The sequence below is a fragment of the Marinobacter gelidimuriae genome, assembly GCF_000372805.1.
Taxonomy (GTDB): domain Bacteria; phylum Pseudomonadota; class Gammaproteobacteria; order Pseudomonadales; family Oleiphilaceae; genus Marinobacter; species Marinobacter gelidimuriae.
In genome coordinates this window covers 1-20,817 of sequence record NZ_KB889919.1, presented here as the reverse complement: position 1 = coordinate 20,817, position 20,817 = coordinate 1, and the positions used below count along the sequence as shown (strand labels likewise).

Sequence of the window (20,817 nt, the reverse complement as noted above, 5' to 3'; positions counted from 1 at the left end):
CGATGAAAATGCTTCAGGCGCTGCCAGCGCTGCACAGTGGTGGTGTAGAGCGGGGCACCGTCGAATTCGCCAGACAGCTAGCGGCAGCGTCGCAACATCAATGGGGCCAGCGACTGCCAGTAAACTGATTAGGTGCGCCGATGGCAAAATCGCCCCCTCGCTTGAAGAGCTGCTGAAGAAAGACGGCTACACACCGATGCTCAAAGCTGCTGTCGATCGCTAAACCCTGTGGCTGAGAACCCACGGCATTCTCACCCGTAACTTGCTGCCCCATAACCTGATGCTTTCAGACAGATCAGGAACAGCAGAGCTGTTTTTGGTAGACAGCTTGGGTGCGCCTCAGGTACAAAACCAGATGGCGCGTGTGACGCGCTGGCAAAACCATTATATCCGCCGCAAGAGCAAGCGCTTTGATCAGAGAATTCAGTGGGAAGCTCAGGGGCGAAAAATCTTTTGGGAGGCCTTCCAGAAAACAGAATAGTCACCTCAGAGGCTTGGGCATACGCAATGCGGCCACCTCTGTGTGGTAACATTATACCGAGCAGTCACTTGTTCATCATGGCGCTTTTGCGCTCAATCAAGCCCGGAGTAGCCTCATGATTTATCCGGTAATGTTGGCCGGTGGTACTGGCTCACGGCTGTGGCCACTTTCGCGCCAGCTGAATCCCAAGCAATTTTTGAAACTGACAGACCCGAAGTGGTCGATGCTGCAATCCACCGTCGTCAGGCTCAATGGCCTGCCGGTGCAGCCGCCGCTGATCATCTGTAACGAAGAGCACCGTTTCATTGCCGCTGAGCAAATGCGCCAGGCGGGCTTTCAGGGTGCTCATATTATACTCGAGCCCTGCGGCCGCAACACGGCGCCGGCCATCGCGCTCGCCGCACTGCAATTGCAAAAGGCCCGCCAGCAGGGCGAAGAAGACCCGGTAATGCTGGTTCTTGCAGCAGACCATCTTATTCAAAATGTGACGGCCTTTCAAAGGTGTGTTCAACAGGCCGGCACCCTGGCACAAGCCGACAAACTGGTTACGTTTGGTATTACGCCAACGCACCCGGAAACCGGCTACGGTTATATCTGCCACGGCGACCCCATTAACGAGTGCGGCCATACAGTTAAAGCCTTTGTTGAAAAGCCCGATGTAGAAACCGCAAAATCCTACCTGGAATCTGGCAACTACCTCTGGAACAGCGGCATGTTCATGTTCCGCGCCGGCCGCTACCTGGAAGAGCTGGGAAAGCACCGCCCGGATATTCTGGCCGCCTGCGAGGCAGCCATGGAAAACGTAAGCCAGGATTTTGATTTTACCCGTATCGACGAGGCCCGTTTCGCGGAGTGCGCGAATGAATCGGTAGACTACGCGGTAATGGAAAAAACTGACGCTGCGGCAGTTGTCGCACTGGACGCTGGCTGGAGCGATATCGGTTCCTGGTCTGCGCTGTGGGAAGTCAGCCCGAAAGATTCCCACGGTAACAGCACCAGTGGCGACGTGATGACTTTGGACACCCATAATACCCTGGTGCGCGCCGACAGCCGCTTACTGGCGACACTTGGCGTTGACGATCTGGTGATCATAGAAACCAAAGACGCCGTACTGGTGGCGCATAAAGACAAAGTGCAGGATGTAAAAAAACTGGTGGCGCAGCTGCAAGCAAACGGACGCCACGAGCACCTGAACCATCGAGAAGTTTACCGGCCTTGGGGCCTGTACGACTCCATCGACAACGGTGAGCGTTATCAGGTTAAACGGATTACCGTGAAGCCTGGGGCCAAGCTGTCGGTGCAGATGCATCACCATCGCGCCGAACACTGGGTTGTGGTCAGCGGCACCGCCAAAGTCACCAACGGCGAAAAAACCTATCTGGTCACAGAAAACCAGTCTACCTACATTCCTGTGGGGCAGGTTCATTCGCTGGAAAATCCGGGCGTGATAAACCTGGAGCTGATTGAAGTGCAGTCTGGCTCTTACCTTGGGGAAGACGACATTGTTCGTTACGAGGACAAATACGGTCGCACATGAAAAAGCTGGAATATTATACGATTGCTACCTTACTGCGCGTGGTTAGCTGGTTAAGCCTGAGCGCGGCGCAACGGCTTGGTGGTTTTGTGGGAAGCATTCTCTGGCGGCTGCCCACGAAAGCCCGCCAAGTAACTGACATCAATCTTGCCAGCTTGCTGCTTTAGCCAGTTTTCATCTGGCCCTTCACCCAAAAACACAAACATAACATCCGGGTAGTTCGCAGCCAGTTGTTGGGCCGCTGCGATGGCCACCTGATAACCTTTGTGTTCCAGTAAGCACCCCACCTGTCCTACCAGGCGCCGAATACCGCGCCCGCTTTGAAAGCGAAGGCATTAAGGTACACGGCTATCACCCAAAGCACCGGTACCACCACTCAGGGCGTGATTGGTTTAACACTGAATGTCCCCCTATGCTTTGGCCAATGAGAAAACAATGCTGGCAGACCCGATACAGTCAATCGGGAAACGCATTACGATTCCGAGCGCTTGCCGTTGGCGCCCGAAATCACAACCTCTCGATAATCCCTTCCACCACCTTGTCCAGCGCCCCACGGTTCTTGTTGACCACTGCCAGCGCCCGCTGGCCAAAGGCCAGCCGCTCTGTTGAATTCGACATCAGGTGGCTGACCGCTTGCGCCAGTTCCTGACTGCCCTGCACCCTCTGAGCGCCGCGATCACTTTCCAGCCGCTCGTAAATCGTCTCGAAATTAAACACGTGGGAGCCTGAAAACACCGGAATGGCCCACGCCGCCGGCTCCAGAGGATTGTGCCCGCCATGCTCAGTCAGTGAACCACCCACGAAAGCCATATCGCTGGCGCCGTAGAGCATCATCAGCTCGCCCATGGTGTCGCCAACATAAACCTGGGCGGTTTTCGAAGGCTGGCCAGATGAACGGCGAACCACCGCAAAGCCCTTACCCGCGGCCATTTCAGCGACCGCATCGAAGCGTTCCGGATGGCGGGGCACAAGAATTAATAACGCCGACGGGTGGCGTGCCAGCACGCCACGCTGGGCTTCCAGAAGCTGCACATCCTCACCATCGTGCGTGCTGCCCGCAATCCAGACCGGCCGGTGCCCAAACTGCTCTCGCAAGCGGGTAGCGGCGTCACGAACACCCTCCGGAATATCGACATCAAATTTCACGCTCCCGGTAACCTCAACGTGCGCTGCCGCCACACCAATACGCCGGAACCTTTCAGCATCCGGCTCGGCTTGCGCCGCCACCCAGGTGATGCTCTGCATAACCGGAGCCACCAGATTTCTCACCCGCTCGTATCCAAGGGCGGAACGCTCGGACAACCGGGCATTAATCAGAAACACCGGAACATTGCGCTTGCGGCACAAGCCAATCATATTGGGCCAGATTTCAGTTTCGAGGATGACCAGAATCCGAGGATTGACACGGTCAAGAAAACGGCGAATTGCGCCCGGTGTGTCGTATGGGGCGTAAGCATAGGCTACCCTGTCACCAAACATCTTCCGGGCCTGGGCCAGACCGGTGTCGGTCATCGCGGTCATCAGAATGGCAACATCAGGATTCTGTGCCAGCAACCGTCTAACCATGGGCGCAGTAGCAATGGTTTCACCCACAGACACTGAATGCACCCATATGACGGGCCCGAACATTTTCGGCACAATACCAAGACGATGCAGCCAGTTTTTGCGGCGGGCGGGGGCATTCCTGCCGCGCCACCATAGCCGGATCAGGATAAACGGCAGGGCGATTCTGATAAGTTGGGAATAAATGAACGGCAACACGCGGGACTCCCGGCAAAACGATGCGTTATCATAGTGATGTCATTCTTTTGCCGGGCATCTTGCCCTCGAACAGACCGTTTGTCGATGTAGGATCAGCGATTTTGAACAATAAGTACCGCAAGCTTCCCAGAAATACCAATTATTCCGCCTACATCCACCCCAGGTGGTGGACAACCTGGCTGGGCATTGCTGCCATGTGGCTGGTCGCCCAGCTGCCCTTGCGCAGCCAATGGTGGCTGGGCCGGATGGCGGGGCTGCTGGCATGGACATTTGCCAAGTCCAGGCGCCGCATTACCGAGACGAACATTCAACTGTGCTTCCCCGAATTGAACGAACAACAACAGGGGGCACTCGTTCGCAACAGCTTTATTGCCAATGGCATCGGCCTGATCGAAATCGGAATTGGCTGGTTCCGGAACACCGCAAAACTGAAAAAGATTACGCGCATTCATGGCCAAGAGCATTTTGAAAAAGCACTGGAAGCCGGTCGCGGCATTCTGCTCGTGGGTGCGCATTTCAGCACGCTGGAAATGGGCGGTTCGCTCTCGACAGAGTATATCAAATCGAATGTCATGCAGCGCGACCACAACAACCCGCTGATGAATGCCGTCATGACCCGTTGCAGGGAGCGCCGGTATGGCAAGGTTTTGAGTGCCAAAGATCTCCGTGGACTATTGCGCAGCCTGAAACAGAACCGGGCCGTGTGGTACGCCACCGATCAGGACTATGGCCGCAAGGACATCGTCTTCGCACCCTTTTTCGGGATTCCGGCAGGCACCATAACAGCAACGTCCCGAATCGCCGAGCGCAGCGGCTGTACGGTCATGCCCTTCAGCCATTTCCGCCATGCAGACAAACCCGGCTACGACATCTACTTCCACGCTCCATTGGAAAACTTCCCCGGTGGCGACGACCTGGAGGATGCCACCCGCATCAACGCCTTTATAGAGCAGGAGATTCGCAAGGCGCCCGACCAGTATCTGTGGATGCATCGGCGGTTCAAGACTCGGCCAGATGAGAAAGACCCGGGGTTTTACAGAAAAAAAAGTAAAAAAAACTAAACACTCCCGAATAATGACTACCCAGTGAAGTGATAGTTGCAAACACATTTTGATGCAACAGGCATCGTACTCACATCATAACGACAGCAACTGGATTACCAACCATGCATGTAAAACGTTTACTGGCTGAGAGTTTTACCCTGTGGAACCGGCAGGAGCTGATCAACTATCTATTTGTTGCCGGGCTGACTTACCTCATGATCGCCACACCGGTCAACATGGTCAGCCACACCACAGCAATAAGCGTATTATTGCTGTTACTGTCTATAACTCACCACTCGTTTTTCACATTTGTCCGTTCTCATCTGAAAATTCTGGCAGCGATTATAGCCTTGCTCGTTGCTAGTGCTGTGTTTTCACCGTTACCGGCCAAGGCATCGACAGGGGCCTTCAACGTATTCAAAGGATTATGGATTCTACCGGTGGCGTTACTGGCGGCCGACACCTTCACCCCCCACCGATTTGAACGGGTGGCTCTGTTCTTCGGCATGATCAGCTCAGTAGTTGCATTGAGCCTTCTTGTTTGGGTTGTTGACTGGTCGGCTCCCTACCAGTCCATCAACGCATGGTCGTCAACGCATGTTGGCAACATTCACAATCTCGACAATTTTCTTTTTATCAGCCTGCTTCTGGCTGGTATCGTCACATGGCAACATCGCCGCACTTCAAGCCGGCTTACCGGCTTGTGCTCCTTACTACCGCTCCTGCTTATAAGCGTTCTCGTACAATCCGAAGGGTCACTACTGGCGCTGGCATGCACATGCCTGCTTTTGGCGGGGTTAAGCTGCCAGAAGAAAGCCCTACGCTATGGTTTGTTGACCCTCGCGCTCTTACCGGTACTGTTGCTCCAGGTTTTCTATGTGTTTCCTGAACAGTTTTCCAGCCTCACAGGCTTACAAGTGCGCACGCTTCAAATACGCTCGCAGATTTACGCTCAATTGCTTGAAACCTGCCAGCAACAGCTTTTTACCGGCTGGGGAGCTGCAACGTATAAATATGTAGAAATGGCTGCCGTTGATGGCTACCAATTTCTTTATCCGCACAACCTATACCTGGAGGCGCTATTTTCGTTCGGGATCATAGGGAGCGTGCTTTTGACAGCTTGGATAATTAACGCACTGCTGAAAATTAATTTCAGTGCTGCTGTCAAAAACCCGGCAACGGCTTTTGCCTTGGCAACGCTGACGTACCTCAGCATTAAGGGCATGAGTGATATGAATCTGATGTCGTACCATACAGTGGGCTTATTTTCTGTTTGTTTCGGATTGTCGCTTGGGTCAAGAAGCTGCGTGAAACTCCCATTAGACAAAGAGAACAGAAATAGAATGCATATTATCAACACAGTATTCGGCAGTGCGCGCGGTGGCCGCTGGCAGGTTCTGATTGATTACAGCCGGTGGCTGCGCGAGGCAGGCCATGAAGTAACCGTTATTATTGGCACAAAAACAGATGAGCCCACAACCGAACTGAAAGCAATTGGCTGCAAGGTTATTCGCATGAGCAACTTTGGCTTTTATGACCCCGTTGCCACCGTCAAGCTCTGGCACCTTCTGCGACAGATCAAGCCTGATGCCGTTATCAGTCATGGCGGTCGCTCAACCTGTTTATTCAAGCGTGCGAAGCCACTCCACACTCCCCTGATCGCCGTTAATCACTCGAATAATGTCAAAAGATCCATTGGTGCGGATATCTTTTTCAATATATCGAACCATATTGAAAAACTGATCCGAGAGCGGACGCTCAAAGGGCGCCACTTCCGGGTGTTCAATTGCCCAAGAAAGCATTGCATCCACCCACCCCAAGCCATGGAAATGCCTGTGCAACTCAGTTTCATGGGTCGCCTGACGGCCACCAAAGGCGTTGATGTATTGCTTAACGCATTGGTTCAACTGAAGCAACAAGGTATCGATTTCACCTGTTCCATTGCCGGGTCCGGAGATCTGGAAGAATTCCAGAAACTCCGTGACAGGCTCGGACTTGCGAAGCAGGTAGAATTTGTCGGTCAGGTTCAGGATCCGGTGGAATTTCTCGCCAAGTCGCATATCTTCTGCTTTCCAACCCTGGGAGAAGGCTTTCCGATCAGCCCAATCGAAGCCTTTGCAGCAGGCTGTGCGGTGATAGGAACTGACGACCCCGGAACGGCCGAGCTGCTGGAGCACGGTGAGCTTGGAATGATAGTACCCAGGCGCGATGCCCGGGCATTTGCTGATGCGCTGACTGTGTTGATTAAAAATCCGGAGCAGCGACTTGCCATGGCATATAGGGCGCAGCAGCGATATCGCGAGCGTTACACTCCTGCCCAGGCAAAAGCGTGCTTTTTACAGGCTCTCGAAGAGGGAATTCATCAGCTCAAACGCTGAAAAGCTGACAGGTCATGATATTGCTCCAACTGGTCCAATAAAGCCTCACGCGCCCGGGAAACCGCTGCCGAGCCATCGAGCGTGCACGTGACCGGTTCATCAAGTCTGGCGAGCTGACACAGACCGTGTTTTTCGTAGCGCTCCAGAGCGGCCTTATAGCGCGAGTCCGGCCTACTCTTTTCAGGCCACAGCACGGTTGTTGGCTTGCCACTGGAAATTGCTTCGGCAATCATCGACATGCTGTCTGCAGTAATGAAGATCTGGTCAGCAGCCCCCATATAGGCCGCCATCACCTTACGCGGATTCTCCGACCACCATACACTATCTGCTAACAATTCCGCCGGCATGGCTTGCTTAAGCTCCTGTTCAAGTCTCGCTCCCGTCCGCCTCGAAGTCGTCAAAAGCCAGCGCCGGCCGGTGCGCTGGTACTCTTCTATCATTAGCTGGACCAACTGCTGTACCGCCTGGCTGTCATACTGGTACCCCGCGCCGTCACCGCCTATCGCCATCAGGTTCAGCATTTCGTTATCCGAAAGCCCAAGAGATAATCGCAGTTCACGGCCTTTTTCCTGCAACTGTTCCGGATCCGTGAGCGTTGGCGGCAGGATCATAACAATATTGTGCGGCTCGCCAGTCGGCTCCAGGGTCAGGTGGGCTGAAAAATCGTCTGATCGCAGACGGCGCTTGGACCCCAGAAACACATTCGGAATTTGCCCGTGTTGCGCCAGGGCCACATTCAAAAAGGAGGTAGTGCCACCTGCAGACAGGATTAGATCAACACCCTGAATATCATCCGGGACACCACTATAAAACCTCAACACCAGCGGCGCTAAACAGCGGAATCGCGTCATGTAAGGCAGGATAAGCCTTGCAAGCGGCTTAACCTTCAAGCCAACGGTCATTTCATCAGACTCCGTTAAATAACGATCGCCTAACCACCTTGCAAGCCCCTGGGACTGGCTGAGATGCCCAGGCAAGCCATCACTCAGCAATAAAATTCGCAGTTTGCCGGATGGGTTGTTCATTGCGCCACCTGCTGCAACTTCTCCCGGTACAGCGCTATGGTCTGCAGGATCATGTGGTCGATGGAAAAAGTCTTGCGCGCCCAGGAAAACACCGACTGCTGTTCAGTTCGAGCCACGTCCAGGTTGCTTAAAACCCGACACAAGGCCGCATTGAGTGCTTGCAGGTCATTGACCGGCACCAAGTAAGATTCGGGAAGAATTTCCTGCGCCACTGGCACTTGAGTTGATAACACCGGCAAACCACAAGCCAACGCTTCGGCCACGGTATAGTTGAAGCCTTCGCGATTTGAGGATACCAGCAGGAGATCTGCACCGGTCATCAACCCCCTGGCATCGGAACGATAGCCTGCAAGAATCACCTGCTGCTCCAGATTCAGGTTGGCTATCAGCGAAGCCAACGGCTCACGCTCCGGGCCATCTCCAACGATCAGCAACTGCCCTTTACCTGCCGGCCAGGCACGAATCAGCTCCCGGAAGCCTTTGGCAAAAACTAAACGCCCCACCGCTATTGCAATCGGTAACGTCGGATCGAACTGATATTCAGCGGCCAAACGACTTTTATCGTACTGCACATCGGTATAGGGCTGGATGCCATTATAAACCACCCGAATATCAGGGTGTTCAAGCCCATCGACCACACCTTGACTAACTCCAATCACCGTTTGCATCCCGGCATACATCCCCAATTTCTTTTTACGATTATGCAGGGTTCCTATCCGGTAACCGGGAACGAATGCGCGGATACGAGCCAGCATGTCGACCGCCTTACTGGCTTGTGCATGGACGATATCCGGTGCTTCCTGACGGATGAGTAATGCCAGGCGAAACAACAACCAGGGATTGCGGCGCCCTCCGCTCAAGTCCAAGGGTAAAAACCGCACCTCAGGGCAAAAGCGTTCACGGTACTTCTCATGGGCGATCACCACCACTTTGTCAACTTTGCCAGCCAGGCCATTGCACAATTCAACAAAATGATTTTCCAAGCCGCCCTCTTCATTTCCGGCCATTATCTGACATACCTTCATGCCTTAACCTCTTCTGCCGGTGCGCATTCGCAGACGGAATGCCAGCCGGTTGTCCTTACCTGAAATTTTGATACGGCGAAGCTGAAAACGGTTCGAGGGACAATCAATTTCTATGCCTTCAACCGTTGTTACTGCGCTCACAAATCCGACCTCTTCGGCTAACGCGACATCGGCCCTGTCATAGATGCCGAATGGATAGGCAAAGCTGGACACGAAAACACCAAACCGGGCTGCGAGCTGTTCTCGGCAGCCTTTGATCTCAGTCAGCTTTTGCGCCTCATCCAGGCGCGCCAGATTGGCATGAGTCAGTGTGTGGCCACCCAGTTCCCAACAGCCACTGGCCAACATCTCGGTGACCTGTTCATCGCTCAGTTTGGGCTCGCGCATCAATTCGCCACTGTTATGGTGTGCTTTCTTGGCTGTGGACCAGTCACGATCGAAACGGTCCACTACCAAATAAAGCGTTGCTCTGGCGCCCACCTTTTGCAATACCTGATGAGCCTGATGGTAGTTGTCGGCGAAGCCATCATCAAAAGTCAAAAATACCGTTTTTTGCGGCAGCTTTTCCGGCTCCGCCAACTCTGACATCAACGCAAAGTACCAACCATTTTCCTTGAGCCAGCGCATCTGCCAGTCAAAGGCCTCTGGCTTCACCCGCAGTTTGTTGAACTTCGCCCCCGGTTGATGCTCACTGACCATGTGGAACATCAGGATACGCGGATGCTCTTGCCCGACAGCGGGGCGCCACCAAGCGTACCGCTTGCTTAATACCAGCAGCCCCAGCAAAGCCAGCAGAAGAATCGCGCCCCAAATCATTGCGCCAGCTCCAGGTAACAGTCCAGAGTCTGCCGGACCATCTCACTCAGCAAGAAACGATCATTTCGTGGTTGTGACTGTACTGTGTTTAAGTTCTTGATTACCGCCCCGTAAAGAGCATCAGAATTCGCCAAAGGCACGCGGCCCTGCGGATACAACTGGCCGAGGACTTCCCCTACACCGCCATGGTCATAGCCAATGACCGGCACGCCCATGCTCAAGGCTTCCACTACAGTCCGACCGAAAGACTCGGGCTTGGTTGACAAAGAAAGCACCAGATCGGAAACGGCGAACACCTCTCGAATATCACGTCTTGCGCCGGTCAGCAATATGCTGTCCCCAAGCCCTTCTTTGGCAATCCGCTTCCGGATCTCCTGGGCATAAGCCTTTCGCTTCGGATCCTCACCGCCCACGATCAGTCCATGCACCGGCTGGCCCGAATCCCGCAATTGCTTGATCAGACCAATAAAATCGTGATGGCCTTTCAACCGGGTCAGGCGTCCGGGCAGGGTTAGCACTTTTTTCCCTTTTAGTTGGGGATACTGCAGATACCATTGGCCCAGCCACTCGTCAGAGGGATGATAACCTTGCGAAAACTCACCCGGGTCGATACCACGGTAAACAATCCGGACTTTATCCATATCGGTGTGTGGATAGCTTTCACGAATGTAATCGCAGACGGTATTGGATACCGCGATAACGCGCTCGCCACGACACATAATGGCGCTGTAACGGCTGACAGAATAAAGCCCGTGAACTGTCGTCACCAAACGCGGGCGCTGGCTCTCGTGCAGGCCCTTCCATGCAAGCCAGCAGACCCACGCCGGCATGCGGGAACGCAGATGCAGAATGTCCGGTTTTTCCTGTAGCAGCCAGCGCCGCAACGCCCGCACATGGCGAAAGGTTAACGGTGATTTTTTACCCAGGTCCCAGGTGGCATGACGACTGCCTTCCGCTTCCAGCTGCGCGGTCATCCCGCCGCCGGCCGAGATCACTATCGATTCATGACCGCTACCGACCAGACCCTTAGCAATTTCCAGGGTGCCTTTCTCCACACCACCACCATTTAAAGTGGGCAATACCTGAACAACTTTCATAAACACCTGCTAGAACCGGTTACAAACGCAGATCAACCTGATCCGCCGGCAATACATATTTCAGGTCGTAAAGCACGTGTTCCGGCTTACCCCACTGATGTATAACCCCGGCGCCCAGCTGATAGAACTCCCGATGGGCAACGGCCAGCATGATAGCGTCATATTGACCATCGACAGGCTGTGCCACTGGCCGGATGCCGTATTCGGCCTCCGCCTCAGAGGCATCGGCCCAGGGGTCATAGACATCTACCTCAGCACCGTAGCCTTCCAGTACGTGGATAATATCGATGACACGAGTATTGCGCAGATCCGGACAGTTTTCCTTGAACGTCAGACCCATAATCAGAATGCGGCTATCAACAACATGAATTCGTTTGCGCAACATGCCCTTGATCATTTCGTCAGCAACGTACGCCCCCATGTTGCTGTTGATTCGCCGCCCCGCCAGGATTACATCGGGAATATAGCCAGCTGACTGCGCCTTATAGGTTAGATAATAAGGATCGATACCGATGCAGTGCCCGCCAACAAGGCCGGGCCTAAACGGTAAGAAGTTCCATTTCGTACCTGCAGCTTCAAGAACTTCCTCCGTATCAACACCGAGCCTGTTGAATATAATAGCCAACTCATTAACAAGCGCGATATTGAGGTCACGCTGAGTGTTTTCGATCACTTTCGCCGCTTCAGCTACGCGGATACTGCTCGTTTTATGCGTGCCCGCGGTTATGATGGTGCGGTACAGTGCGTCCACGGTGTCCGCCACCTCGGGCGTTGAACCGGAGGTGATTTTCTTTATGGACGTAAGCCGGTGCACCTTGTCCCCCGGGTTAATCCGCTCGGGGCTGTAACCCGCGAAAAAATCCTGATTGAACCTCAGCCCTGAAACGCGCTCAATCACAGGAATACAATCTTCCTCTGTGGCCCCCGGGTATACCGTAGACTCATAGATTACAATATCCCCACGGCTCACCAACCTACCCAGCGTTTCAGAGGCTTTGATCAGAGGGGTCAAATCTGGCTGTTTCTGGCCATTGATCGGGGTTGGAACTGTCACGATATAGATATTACAACTGCGCAGACTTTCTGGCTCGGCACTGAAATGCAGCTGCTTAGCCGCGGCCAGGGCCTCGTCTTCAACCTCCCGAGTGCTATCGTGCCCAGCTTCAAGTTCTACGATTCGCTCCAAGTCGATATCAAAGCCGACAACCGGATAATGCTTACCAAACTCCACTGCCAAGGGTAAGCCAACATACCCCAACCCGATGATTCCGATATTCGTTGTCTCTAATGTCGGTAAGCTCATAGCAACCCTCTCTCAATTATCTTTTTTGCACACCGCTCAGCCTCGTTGAACCTGTGATCCAGAGGAGGCAGCGGCTTGCCAGGCCAGCGTTCAAAAGGCGTCAGGAAACCTTGCTTTTTCAGTTTGTTAACCCCTTTAGGTAATCGCCCTTCACTGCGCCACGGCACTTCAAACACACCTACTGAACAGCCTGCGCTCAAAGCTTCATAGATCATCGACACACTGTCTTCAGTCACCCAGCAATGTTCCGCCGATGCCAGCATCTCAGGCAGCCAGCCCGCGTCGGTTTCTTCCACCGGGAATAGCTCAATCCCGTTAATGTGCCCCAATGCTTCAACGGTTGAAGCCGGCGTACGTCTTGAGGTCGTCATCAACCAGGAACGAGGGTCACTCCTGACCAACGCCTCCAACTGCCGTATCAAGCGCGCCTTATCCCAATCGCTATTTTTCGACGGACCCCCAATTAAAATGATACCGGTTCCCGCCTGCTTCGTGGCAGGCCGGACACGGTTCAGAGCACCACGAGTCACAATAACATTGGCGCGTTTCGGTGGTTGATCGTGTTCCGGAATCAGACAGAGATCGAAGAATTGCATGGGAATGGACGGCTTCATCAACAACATAACCGGCAGGTGCCAGCATCGTTTCAGCGTTAGCAGCGTCAGATGTGTTCCGTGCCCGGCACCAATCACCAGATCCGGTTTGTTTTCAAGAAACTGACAGCGCCCAAAAAGTAAACCGAACAGCACCTGCAAACGCGAGAACGGCAACATTTGCTCGATTTCCACCCCCGGACGCTGCTTGGCCAAGGCTTCAGCGAGCCCGAGAGATTGGTTCAAGTGTCCGGCCTTGCCGTCGCTAATAATCAGGATACGTGTCAAGTCGTCGCTCACCTCAATGGTACGCGGGCGTAAAGACCTTTATGGTAGCATTTATACATGCTTATGATACCGGTGCCCGCCGTAATCAATCATGAGCCCCGAACTTGTTTACCTTTTGTACCAGTGGTATTTTCCCACTTTGCTAATTCCTGAGTGGGTGCCCTGTGTCCGGCAAGTTCATAAAACTGTTGTTTTGGATGATATCCCTATTAGACCTCAAGAATGCACAGGGTCTGGGCAGATTATTGGGCGGCATAGCTTGGAAACTGAATGGCCGCGCTGTCGACACGACCAGAAAAAATCTTCGTGTCTGTTACCCCGAACTTAACGAGGAACAAGTGGAAGCCCTTGGCCGGCACAGCCTCCGTGAAACCGGTGCAACAGCGCTGGAAATTCCACTGATGTGGGAATGGCGCACTGAAAAATGTCTCGATTTGATCCGGGAAATTGAAGGGGAAGAGCTGCTCAACAAGTACCATGCCAGCAAGCAAGGTTTATTGTTGCTCGCGCCCCATCTGGGGAACTGGGAATTAGCGGGGCTGTTTTTTGCTTCAAAGTACAAGATGGCTGCACTGTACAGCCCACCCAATCAGGCCGGACTAGAAAAATACATAAAAAACGTAAGGAGTCGAAATGGTTCTGAACTGGTGGCTACCGACAGGCGGGGCATTGTGCGCCTGTTCAGCATCCTTAAAGACGGTGGCGTTATTGGCATTCTGCCTGACCAGGTTCCGCCCAAAGAGAGCGGAGAGGTAGCGCCTTTTTTTGGCATCCCCACCATGACAATGACACTAGCCTCCAAGCTCATACACAAAACCGGCGCCACGCCGCTTGTAACCTATGCCCAACGCCTGCCAGCGGCAGCAGGTTTTAAAATCGTCATTCGGGAAGCCGAACCGGGCATGGCGTCCAGGGATATAGCCGAATCTGTGGCGGCACTTAATCTCTCGGTAGAGAAATGTATTGCCGACAACCCTGCCCAGTATCAGTGGGAATACAAACGTTTTCGCAGAGCGGCGCCCGGAGCGACGCCGCTTTACTGAGTGGGCACGCGTTAGCGCACAAACGTCAACCAATCCCGATGCTGAGGCGACTTGCCCTTTACCGCATCAAAGTACATAGACTGCAGTTTTTCGGTGACCGGCCCGCGTTTACCTTCACCAATAGCGCGACCGTCCAGCTCACGGATAGGCAGCACTTCGGCGGCGGTGCCGGTAAAGAAGGCTTCTTCAGCGACATACACTTCGTCGCGGGTGATGCGGCGCTCTTTCACCTCAATGTTCAGCTCTTTGGCGAAGTCCAGAATGGTCTGGCGGGTGATGCCTTCCAGGCAGGAGCTCAGTTCCGGTGTATGCAGCACGCCGTTGCGAAGAATAAAGACGTTCTCGCCAGAGCCTTCAGCCACGTAGCCTTCGTTATCCAGCATCAGGGCTTCTTCACAACCGCTGGATACGGCTTCTTGCAGCGCCAGCATGGAGTTAATGTAGTTGCCGTTAGCCTTGGCCTTACACATGGTGATGTTCACATGGTGGCGGGTGTAAGACGAAGTGCGCACCTTAATGCCGAGCTCTTTGGCTTCTGGCGACATATACGATGGCCAATTCCAAGCCGCGACCATTACGTGCACCTTCAGGTTGTCGGCACGCAGGCCCATGCCTTCGGAGCCATAAAATACCATTGGGCGCAGGTAGGCTTCGTCCAGATTGTTGTCCCGTACCGCAGACAGCTGGGCGGCGTTGATTTCGTCTTTGCTGAACGGCATTTTCATATTCAGAATATGAGCTGAACGGAATAGCCGGTCGGTGTGATCTTTCATACGGAAAATAGCGGCGCCTTCAGCGGTGTTGTAAGCTCGCACACCTTCAAAACAGCCCAAACCATAATGCAGGGTGTGGGTCAGTACATGCACTTTGGCTTCACGCCAGGGCACCATTTCTCCATCCAGCCAAATAACACCATCACGATCAGCCATCGACATACTAGGTTGCTCCAGAAAAGCAGTTCTTGTGGGATCGGTATTCTATCAGGATCACCGGGAAAAGTTTTAGCCGTTATTCAATCATGACTCGTTGCCAGATGGAACGGATAAAATCCCGCTCTGCAATGAACGCATCGCCGGACAAATGGCTGTTCAAATCTTGCAGGGTGCGGCGATGAATGGCGGATCGCAGCGCAATGTAGGCCGCACGCAGTGTTTTAACGTCGCTTGCGGGCAATACGCCGGCCTGACCTAATGCTTCCATTTGGCGAATGTTGTCTGGCCAGCGGATTAATGTGGGGTATTCCTCGCTCCAGGCCAGCATCAGGTATTGCACCAGAAACTCGATATCCACAATGCCACCCGGGTCCTGTTTGGCGTGGAACATCTCGGCTCGGCGGCTGGCGGGGGTGGCCAGGCTGGCGCGCATTTTTTCACGCATGGCCACTACTTCGCTGCGCAGCGCTAGCCGGTCGCGGTGCTGGCACAGGGTACTCTTGCGGATCTGTTCAAAGCCTTCCAGAGTGCGCGGGCACCCGGCTATGCCGCGGGCGCGGGCCAGAGCTTGGTGTTCCCAGGTCCAGGCGTCGGTGTGCTGATATTTTTCAAAGGCCTGCAAAGTGGTTACCAACAGGCCCGAGCTGCCAGACGGGCGCAGCCGCATGTCTACATCGTAAAGCTGGCCGGAGGGTGTCTGGGTGCTCAGAATATGCACAATGCGCTGGCCCAGGCGGGTGTAGAACACCGCGTTGTCGATGGATTTTTCGCCATCGGTGCTTTGCAACGGGTCGGCGCTGTGAACAAACACCAGATCCAGATCGGAACTGTAGCCCAGCTCGATACCGCCTAGCTTGCCATACCCAATCACCGCAAAATCCGAATCGCAGACCGAACCATCGGCTCGCCGCGGATAGCCGTGGCGGCTGACCAGATTGGCAAAAGCGACATCCACCACGTGTTCCAGCACCACTTCGGCAATCCAGGTCAGATAATCGCTGACGTTCATCAGCGCCAGGGTACCTTTCATTTCAGCGGCCGCCACCCGCAAGGTGTGGGCTTTGCGGAAATGCCGCAAAGACTCCATCTGGTCTTCCAGGTCGTCATAGGAAATGCGCAGCATCTGCTGGTGCAAGTCGTCCTGCAGTTCGGCTTTGGCGGGTGGGTAATACAAGCTTTCAGCGTTTAAAAGCTCGTCCAGTAGCAGCGGTGTGTCAGCCAGTTCGCGCGCTATCCAGGGGCTTTCACTGCACAGGGACACCAGTTGGGAACAGGCCCCTGGGTTTTCCAGTAACAGCACCATGTAAGCGGTGCGGCGCAGTATGGCTTCTATTAAAGGCTGCACCCGGCCGAAGGTATGGGACGGGTTTTCGACTTCGGTCAGGGTGGCCAGCAGCATGGGCATAAACTGGTGCAGGCGGTGTCGGCCCTGGGTTTGCAGCGATTTGATGGTGCGGCTGGTGCGCAGGCTGGTGAGCGCAGCAAGGGTTTCTTCTGGCGCTTCAAAACCCTTTTCAACCAGCCATGCCAGAGCAGTCGGCTCGTCCATCTCGCAAAACCACAGCTCTTGCCAGCCATCATCAAGGTTGTTCTGTGGACTGTCGTCGCCATCACTGGCAATGATGTTACTGAAGTGCGTTGCCACTTGCGCCCGGTGCTCGTCCAGCTGCTGCTGGCACAGCGGCCAGCTGTTGTAACCCATAATATGCGCCACTCGGGCACAGGCCAGGTCGGTATCAGGCAGTAGCTGGGTTTGCTGGTCTTCCATGCCCTGTAGCGCGTGCTCCAGATTGCGCAGGAATACGTAGGCCGCCCGCAGCTCGCTGATCACCTGCGGCGGCAGCAGTTCCAGCTCCAGAAATTCGTTCAGCACCCGCAGTAATTCGCGCTGCTGCAGTTCCCGGTCCCGGCCACCGCGAATCAGCTGAAACGCTTGCACCACAAACTCGATTTCGCGGATGCCACCACTGCCTAACTTAATGTTGTTTTCCAGGCCTTTGCGGCGCACTTCGCGGCCAATCATGGCTTTCATACTGCGCAAGGATTCAAAAGCGCCGAAATCCACGTAGCGGCGATACACGAACGGCCGCAAGCTTTCCATCAGCACCACACCGGCTTCTTGGTCCCCGGCTACTACCCGGACCTTGACCATGGCATAGCGCTCCCAGTCGCGACCCTGGTCTTGATAGTAGGTTTCCAGCGCAGCGAAACTCAGCGCCAGGGCGCCACTCTGGCCATAGGGCCGCAGGCGCATGTCTACCCGGAACACAAAACCGTCAGCGGTTATCTGGTCTAACGCCTGAATCAATCGCTGGCCAAGGCGAACAAAAAACTGCTGGTTGTCTAACGCCCGCCGCCCGCCGCGGGTTTCACCCTTGCCGGGAAAGGCAAATATCAGGTCTATATCGGAAGACACGTTCAGTTCGCGCCCGCCCAGTTTGCCCATACCCAGCACCACCATTTTTTGCGGTGCCTCTTCGCCGCTGACCGGGCTGATACCCCAGGGTGTGCCAAACTGCTCGCAAGCGCTGCCGTAAAGCCAGCTTAGTGCGCCATCGATGCAGATATCGGCGAAGCCGCTGGTGGCGGCCATGGTTTCGGCCAAGTCGGCCTGGCGCAGAAGATCGCGCCAGATAATACGAAACTGGGTTTCCCGGCGGAAACATCGCAAAGCCTGATGCAGGCCCGGCTCGTCACTAATGTGCGCCAGATATTCCTGCCAGCGCTGTTGCAGATAGGCGATGGTGGTGGGTTTGCTGAGGCAGCGCGAGGACAGCAATTCACGCACCGCATCGGGTTGCCGCTCCAGGGTTTGGCCCAAAAAAGGACTGCTGGCAATGGCAGCCGCCAGTAACTCGGTGGTAATGGCGCCAGACTCTGTGAGCCAGGAAGGCACGCCGTCTGCGAAAATACCCGGCCAGCGCCCGGCAACGTCGGCAGCCAAAACCTGCGGCAGTGCGCTCCAAGGCTGAGACATAAAGCAAACCTCTGTTTCTCTGTTATATTTTTGGTTTAGTATCGTATTAAAGGTACTGTATAACGAATCAGACCCACAGGACACCAGCGCCCGGATGCAACGCAATCGTCGCCCACTGAACGCCGAACACTCTCAATCCAACTCTCAATCCAACTCTCAATCCAACTCTCAATCGCACTTGCCTATGAGCGGGTTGATCCGCAAGCGCATGAAAACACTTTTTTCGATGTTGATTGGGCTGCTAATCTTCCAGGTGTTGGTGATTTGGACAGTGGAAGACCTGACCCTGTTCGAATCGGTCTGGATTACCATGACCACCGTGTCTACCGTGGGCTACGGCGATTATGCGCCGCAAACCTGGATGGGCCGACTGAGCACTATTGTAGTGCTGTTTATAGGCGCCATTACGGTGCTCACGCTGATTATCAGCGACTTCATCGAATACCGGTTTTATCGCCGGGAACGTATTCTACGCGGACTTTGGGTTTACAAAATGAAAGAACACATCGTTATCATCAACACACCCCAGCACGGCGGCAGCGCCCTGGCCTACATAGACGATGGCGAAGTGATTTGCCAGCCACCCATCAAAGAACCGATCAAAGGCAAAGGCCTGATTGTGCTGGTACGCTCCAGTGACACTCCAGGTTTGGACGTCGTCAAAGAAGCCCTGGAGCGCTACCGGACGTTTCTGGAAAAGTGGCGTAACAGCCAGGAAAGTGACAGCACCGATTCCTGAGCGACCTAAGACTTCCCATTCCGTTCTTAATTGGCGCCCTGCTGGTCTGCTATTTGCCGCAGCATGGCCAACTGAATTTGGCCTAACAACGGCTGCTGTAACAGATCACTGACCTTTGTGCCGCCTTGCAGTTGCTCAACAAGCTCTGACCAGGGCTGATCCATGTCGCTGCGCGCCGCAAGTTGCGCCAGTGCACCAAGATTCAGGCTCTTCATGTTTACGGATTGCTGTTTTAGCCAGCTTTGACTCAAATACTGAAGCAGCCTGTTCAAAGAGGCTGTTGCCTCACCGGCACTTTCGCCGGCATTCTCACCGCCACTCTCATCATCACTCTCAATAACACGTGCAGTAGCCATTGATTCATCCGCCAGAAAATAACCCTGCTCGGCTTTGCTCACCAAATTTAAAAACACCGGGCACTGTTGCGCCAGCTTTTGCGCCCAGATCAACAGGCTGTCAGGATTGCCGGATTTTAGTTCGAATTCAACTTCGCAGAGCGCGCGGCTGTGCCCGTTGGCGATAATCTCGCCGATATCCACCGCCACTTCGATCACCGAGCTGCCGCCTGCGAGCATAATCACCTGGCGCTCGAAGTTGGTTTCGAACACCGGTGCCAGCCTCGCCAGATTCACGTTGTCCGCCAGCGGCGTGTCTGCCAGCAAGCCCAGCTGCACGTTAGGGCCGGGCACTTCCCATTCCCATTCATTGCGTTTGTGGGCGCCGTTGACAAATTCGCCCTGGGTTTTCAGGGTTTGAATGATGCGGCCGCCAGCCTGCCGTAAACGCAGGGCGATGCGTTGACCGTTCAGTTCGTTGCCGGGGGTGTCGTAGTAAGTATTCACCAGGCGTTTGCACGCGCCCTTGCTAGCGCCCGCCTGCTGTAGCAGCCAAGCCACTGCCAGCGGAATCTGTTGCGGATGCAGGGTCAGTTTAATTTCCAGCTCTTGTGCCATCAATGCGCTTGCCCCATTCGGTGAATGCATGCCAAAACTGGCAGATACTTGTCAGTGGCCCCCGGTTACATGTCAGCCCGCAAACGGCTGAGGTCGCGCCCGTTCAGCGTTCCGTTGACACGCCAGTCATAAAGCGCATACCACCTCCACTGTTGCCGTATACGTTACCCGCTCGCTGATCAAACTTCACGCAAATGCAAAAAAACCGGTGATCCGAAGATCACCGGTTTTTAATACTACCGAATTAGCTGAATTAGAAGTAGTAGGTTGCGCCAACGGCAGCAACGGTACGCTCGTCAGAAGTCTGCGGCACCAGTTGGGTTGCCTGTGCCATCTTTTTCGCGCATTTCATAGGACAGTGCGAACTGGTTTTGGCCCAAGGTGTAAACGCCCATCAAACCGTAGGTGTCAGCAACGTTCTTACGGGTCTGAAGCTGACCAGTTACACGCAGATTATCCAGAGTGTAGCTGGCACGCACGCCGTAGGTGTTTTCGTTGTTGACGGATTGGGCGCTAGGGGCTGTTGACAATTCACATCGGTAGCCAGAGAAATGCGCAAGCCAATGACACGATGCTCTCATAATTTCGAGCAAGCTTGTCATATCGGGTGGCAACGGCACGATAGTGCTTGAGTCTGGCAAACGCATTCTCGACCAGGTGTCTGAGCTTATACAAATGCCAGTCGAGTCCCTTGTTGCCCTTGATCGAATTTTTCTTTCTGGGAATAATAACGCTCATTCCGAGGGCTTCTCCCTTGTCACGTATTATCTGGCTGTCGTAGCCTTTATCCGCTATCAGCACCTGCGCAGCGTCAATTTTTTCGATGAGT

19 protein-coding genes are annotated in these 20,817 nt (G+C 54.3%); 6 read left to right on the top strand and 13 right to left on the bottom strand.

The window, feature by feature from the left end:
* The first annotated feature begins 2 nt into the window (after positions 1 to 2).
* Together A3OI_RS24335 and A3OI_RS0115100 are read left to right on the top strand one after the other, a co-directional pair.
* A complete protein-coding gene (locus A3OI_RS24335) occupies positions 3 to 128 on the top strand; it encodes a hypothetical protein (protein WP_267283310.1) in 126 nt (41 codons plus the stop codon).
* 468 nt (positions 129 to 596) lie between these two features.
* Entirely contained in the window at positions 597 to 2,018 is a 1,422-nt protein-coding gene (locus A3OI_RS0115100) for a mannose-1-phosphate guanylyltransferase/mannose-6-phosphate isomerase (protein WP_018405088.1), read from the top strand.
* Positions 2,019 to 2,068: 50 nt separating this feature from the next.
* Here the strand turns inward: A3OI_RS0115100 and A3OI_RS24040 are convergent, their stop codons facing one another.
* Both A3OI_RS24040 and waaA read right to left on the bottom strand, forming a co-directional pair.
* Positions 2,069 to 2,302 carry a glycosyltransferase gene (locus A3OI_RS24040; protein WP_018405087.1) on the bottom strand — a complete coding sequence of 78 codons (234 nt, stop codon included), beginning with the start codon at positions 2,300 to 2,302 and terminating at the stop codon, positions 2,069 to 2,071.
* 220 nt (positions 2,303 to 2,522) lie between these two features.
* Positions 2,523 to 3,776: a lipid IV(A) 3-deoxy-D-manno-octulosonic acid transferase gene (gene waaA, locus A3OI_RS0115090; RefSeq protein WP_018405086.1), complete on the bottom strand. Its 1,254-nt coding sequence runs from the start codon at positions 3,774 to 3,776 to the stop codon at positions 2,523 to 2,525.
* 101 nt (positions 3,777 to 3,877) lie between these two features.
* Here waaA and lpxL point away from each other — a divergent pair, with 101 nt between their 5' ends.
* Positions 3,878 to 4,837, top strand: coding sequence for an LpxL/LpxP family Kdo(2)-lipid IV(A) lauroyl/palmitoleoyl acyltransferase (gene lpxL, locus A3OI_RS0115085; RefSeq protein WP_228703001.1), 960 nt, complete (start codon positions 3,878 to 3,880; stop codon positions 4,835 to 4,837).
* A 104-nt stretch (positions 4,838 to 4,941) separates the two neighbouring features.
* The gene (locus A3OI_RS0115080) at positions 4,942 to 7,197 is read left to right on the top strand and encodes a glycosyltransferase (RefSeq protein ID WP_018405084.1); all 2,256 of its coding nucleotides are present in this window, start codon (positions 4,942 to 4,944) and stop codon (positions 7,195 to 7,197) included.
* On the opposite strand, the gene A3OI_RS0115075 is transcribed toward A3OI_RS0115080, so the two are convergent.
* From A3OI_RS0115075 to A3OI_RS0115050, 6 genes are read right to left on the bottom strand one after another with little or no spacing between them, the layout of a single operon-like run.
* Entirely contained in the window at positions 7,182 to 8,222 is a 1,041-nt protein-coding gene (locus A3OI_RS0115075) for an ELM1/GtrOC1 family putative glycosyltransferase (protein WP_018405083.1), read from the bottom strand. The two genes, A3OI_RS0115080 and A3OI_RS0115075, sit on opposite strands and share 16 nt — an antisense overlap.
* Entirely contained in the window at positions 8,219 to 9,229 is a 1,011-nt protein-coding gene (locus A3OI_RS0115070; protein WP_018405082.1) for a glycosyltransferase, read from the bottom strand. The genes A3OI_RS0115075 and A3OI_RS0115070 overlap by 4 nt, the downstream gene beginning before the upstream one ends.
* A gap of 21 nt (positions 9,230 to 9,250) precedes the next feature.
* Entirely contained in the window at positions 9,251 to 10,063 is an 813-nt protein-coding gene (locus tag A3OI_RS0115065) for a polysaccharide deacetylase family protein (RefSeq protein WP_018405081.1), read from the bottom strand.
* Entirely contained in the window at positions 10,060 to 11,160 is a 1,101-nt protein-coding gene (locus A3OI_RS0115060; RefSeq protein WP_018405080.1) for a glycosyltransferase family 4 protein, read from the bottom strand. The genes A3OI_RS0115065 and A3OI_RS0115060 overlap by 4 nt, the downstream gene beginning before the upstream one ends.
* Before the next feature lie 19 nt (positions 11,161 to 11,179).
* The gene (tviB, locus tag A3OI_RS0115055) at positions 11,180 to 12,463 is read right to left on the bottom strand and encodes a Vi polysaccharide biosynthesis UDP-N-acetylglucosamine C-6 dehydrogenase TviB (protein ID WP_026224233.1); all 1,284 of its coding nucleotides are present in this window, start codon (positions 12,461 to 12,463) and stop codon (positions 11,180 to 11,182) included.
* On the bottom strand, positions 12,460 to 13,356 hold the full coding sequence (locus A3OI_RS0115050; protein WP_228703000.1) for a mitochondrial fission ELM1 family protein: 897 nt from the start codon (positions 13,354 to 13,356) through the stop codon (positions 12,460 to 12,462). Before A3OI_RS0115050 ends, tviB begins: the two co-directional genes overlap by 4 nt.
* Before the next feature lie 185 nt (positions 13,357 to 13,541).
* Here A3OI_RS0115050 and A3OI_RS0115045 point away from each other — a divergent pair, with 185 nt between their 5' ends.
* Positions 13,542 to 14,387, top strand: coding sequence for a lysophospholipid acyltransferase family protein (locus tag A3OI_RS0115045; RefSeq protein WP_040475121.1), 846 nt, complete (start codon positions 13,542 to 13,544; stop codon positions 14,385 to 14,387).
* A gap of 11 nt (positions 14,388 to 14,398) precedes the next feature.
* On the opposite strand, the gene A3OI_RS0115040 is transcribed toward A3OI_RS0115045, so the two are convergent.
* The gene (locus A3OI_RS0115040) at positions 14,399 to 15,322 is read right to left on the bottom strand and encodes a branched-chain amino acid transaminase (protein WP_018405076.1); all 924 of its coding nucleotides are present in this window, start codon (positions 15,320 to 15,322) and stop codon (positions 14,399 to 14,401) included.
* A 73-nt stretch (positions 15,323 to 15,395) separates the two neighbouring features.
* On the bottom strand, positions 15,396 to 18,296 hold the full coding sequence (gene glnE / locus A3OI_RS0115035) for a bifunctional [glutamate--ammonia ligase]-adenylyl-L-tyrosine phosphorylase/[glutamate--ammonia-ligase] adenylyltransferase (protein ID WP_018405075.1): 2,901 nt from the start codon (positions 18,294 to 18,296) through the stop codon (positions 15,396 to 15,398).
* Between the two features lie 94 nt (positions 18,297 to 18,390).
* Between glnE and A3OI_RS0115030 the strand changes: the two genes are divergently transcribed.
* A complete protein-coding gene (locus A3OI_RS0115030) occupies positions 18,391 to 19,035 on the top strand; it encodes a potassium channel family protein (protein WP_018405074.1) in 645 nt (214 codons plus the stop codon).
* 26 nt (positions 19,036 to 19,061) lie between these two features.
* Here A3OI_RS0115030 and A3OI_RS0115025 read toward each other — a convergent pair whose 3' ends face one another.
* The 3 genes from A3OI_RS0115025 to A3OI_RS0115015 form a co-directional block, all read right to left on the bottom strand.
* On the bottom strand, positions 19,062 to 19,988 hold the full coding sequence (locus A3OI_RS0115025) for a CYTH domain-containing protein (RefSeq protein WP_018405073.1): 927 nt from the start codon (positions 19,986 to 19,988) through the stop codon (positions 19,062 to 19,064).
* Between the two features lie 296 nt (positions 19,989 to 20,284).
* Positions 20,285 to 20,518, bottom strand: coding sequence for a hypothetical protein (locus tag A3OI_RS0115020; protein ID WP_018405072.1), 234 nt, complete (start codon positions 20,516 to 20,518; stop codon positions 20,285 to 20,287).
* A 1-nt stretch (position 20,519) separates the two neighbouring features.
* Positions 20,520 to 20,817: IS5/IS1182 family transposase (locus A3OI_RS0115015; protein ID WP_018405071.1), on the bottom strand; the 298-nt coding region annotated here is incomplete at its 5' end.

Coding starts and splice junctions, on each gene's coding strand:
- A3OI_RS24335 (WP_267283310.1), top strand. CDS start 3: ATGAAAATGCTTCAGGCGCTGCCAGCGCTGCACAGTGGTGGTGTAGAG.
- A3OI_RS0115075 (WP_018405083.1), bottom strand. CDS start 8,222: ATGAACAACCCATCCGGCAAACTGCGAATTTTATTGCTGAGTGATGGC.
- A3OI_RS0115060 (WP_018405080.1), bottom strand. CDS start 11,160: ATGAAAGTTGTTCAGGTATTGCCCACTTTAAATGGTGGTGGTGTGGAG.
- A3OI_RS0115045 (WP_040475121.1), top strand. CDS start 13,542: ATGATATCCCTATTAGACCTCAAGAATGCACAGGGTCTGGGCAGATTA.
- A3OI_RS0115080 (WP_018405084.1), top strand. CDS start 4,942: ATGCATGTAAAACGTTTACTGGCTGAGAGTTTTACCCTGTGGAACCGG.
- A3OI_RS0115065 (WP_018405081.1), bottom strand. CDS start 10,063: ATGATTTGGGGCGCGATTCTTCTGCTGGCTTTGCTGGGGCTGCTGGTA.
- tviB (WP_026224233.1), bottom strand. CDS start 12,463: ATGAGCTTACCGACATTAGAGACAACGAATATCGGAATCATCGGGTTG.
- A3OI_RS0115025 (WP_018405073.1), bottom strand. CDS start 19,988: ATGGCACAAGAGCTGGAAATTAAACTGACCCTGCATCCGCAACAGATT.
- A3OI_RS0115100 (WP_018405088.1), top strand. CDS start 597: ATGATTTATCCGGTAATGTTGGCCGGTGGTACTGGCTCACGGCTGTGG.
- A3OI_RS0115070 (WP_018405082.1), bottom strand. CDS start 9,229: ATGGCCGGAAATGAAGAGGGCGGCTTGGAAAATCATTTTGTTGAATTG.
- A3OI_RS0115030 (WP_018405074.1), top strand. CDS start 18,391: ATGCAACGCAATCGTCGCCCACTGAACGCCGAACACTCTCAATCCAAC.
- A3OI_RS0115040 (WP_018405076.1), bottom strand. CDS start 15,322: ATGTCGATGGCTGATCGTGATGGTGTTATTTGGCTGGATGGAGAAATG.
- glnE (WP_018405075.1), bottom strand. CDS start 18,296: ATGTCTCAGCCTTGGAGCGCACTGCCGCAGGTTTTGGCTGCCGACGTT.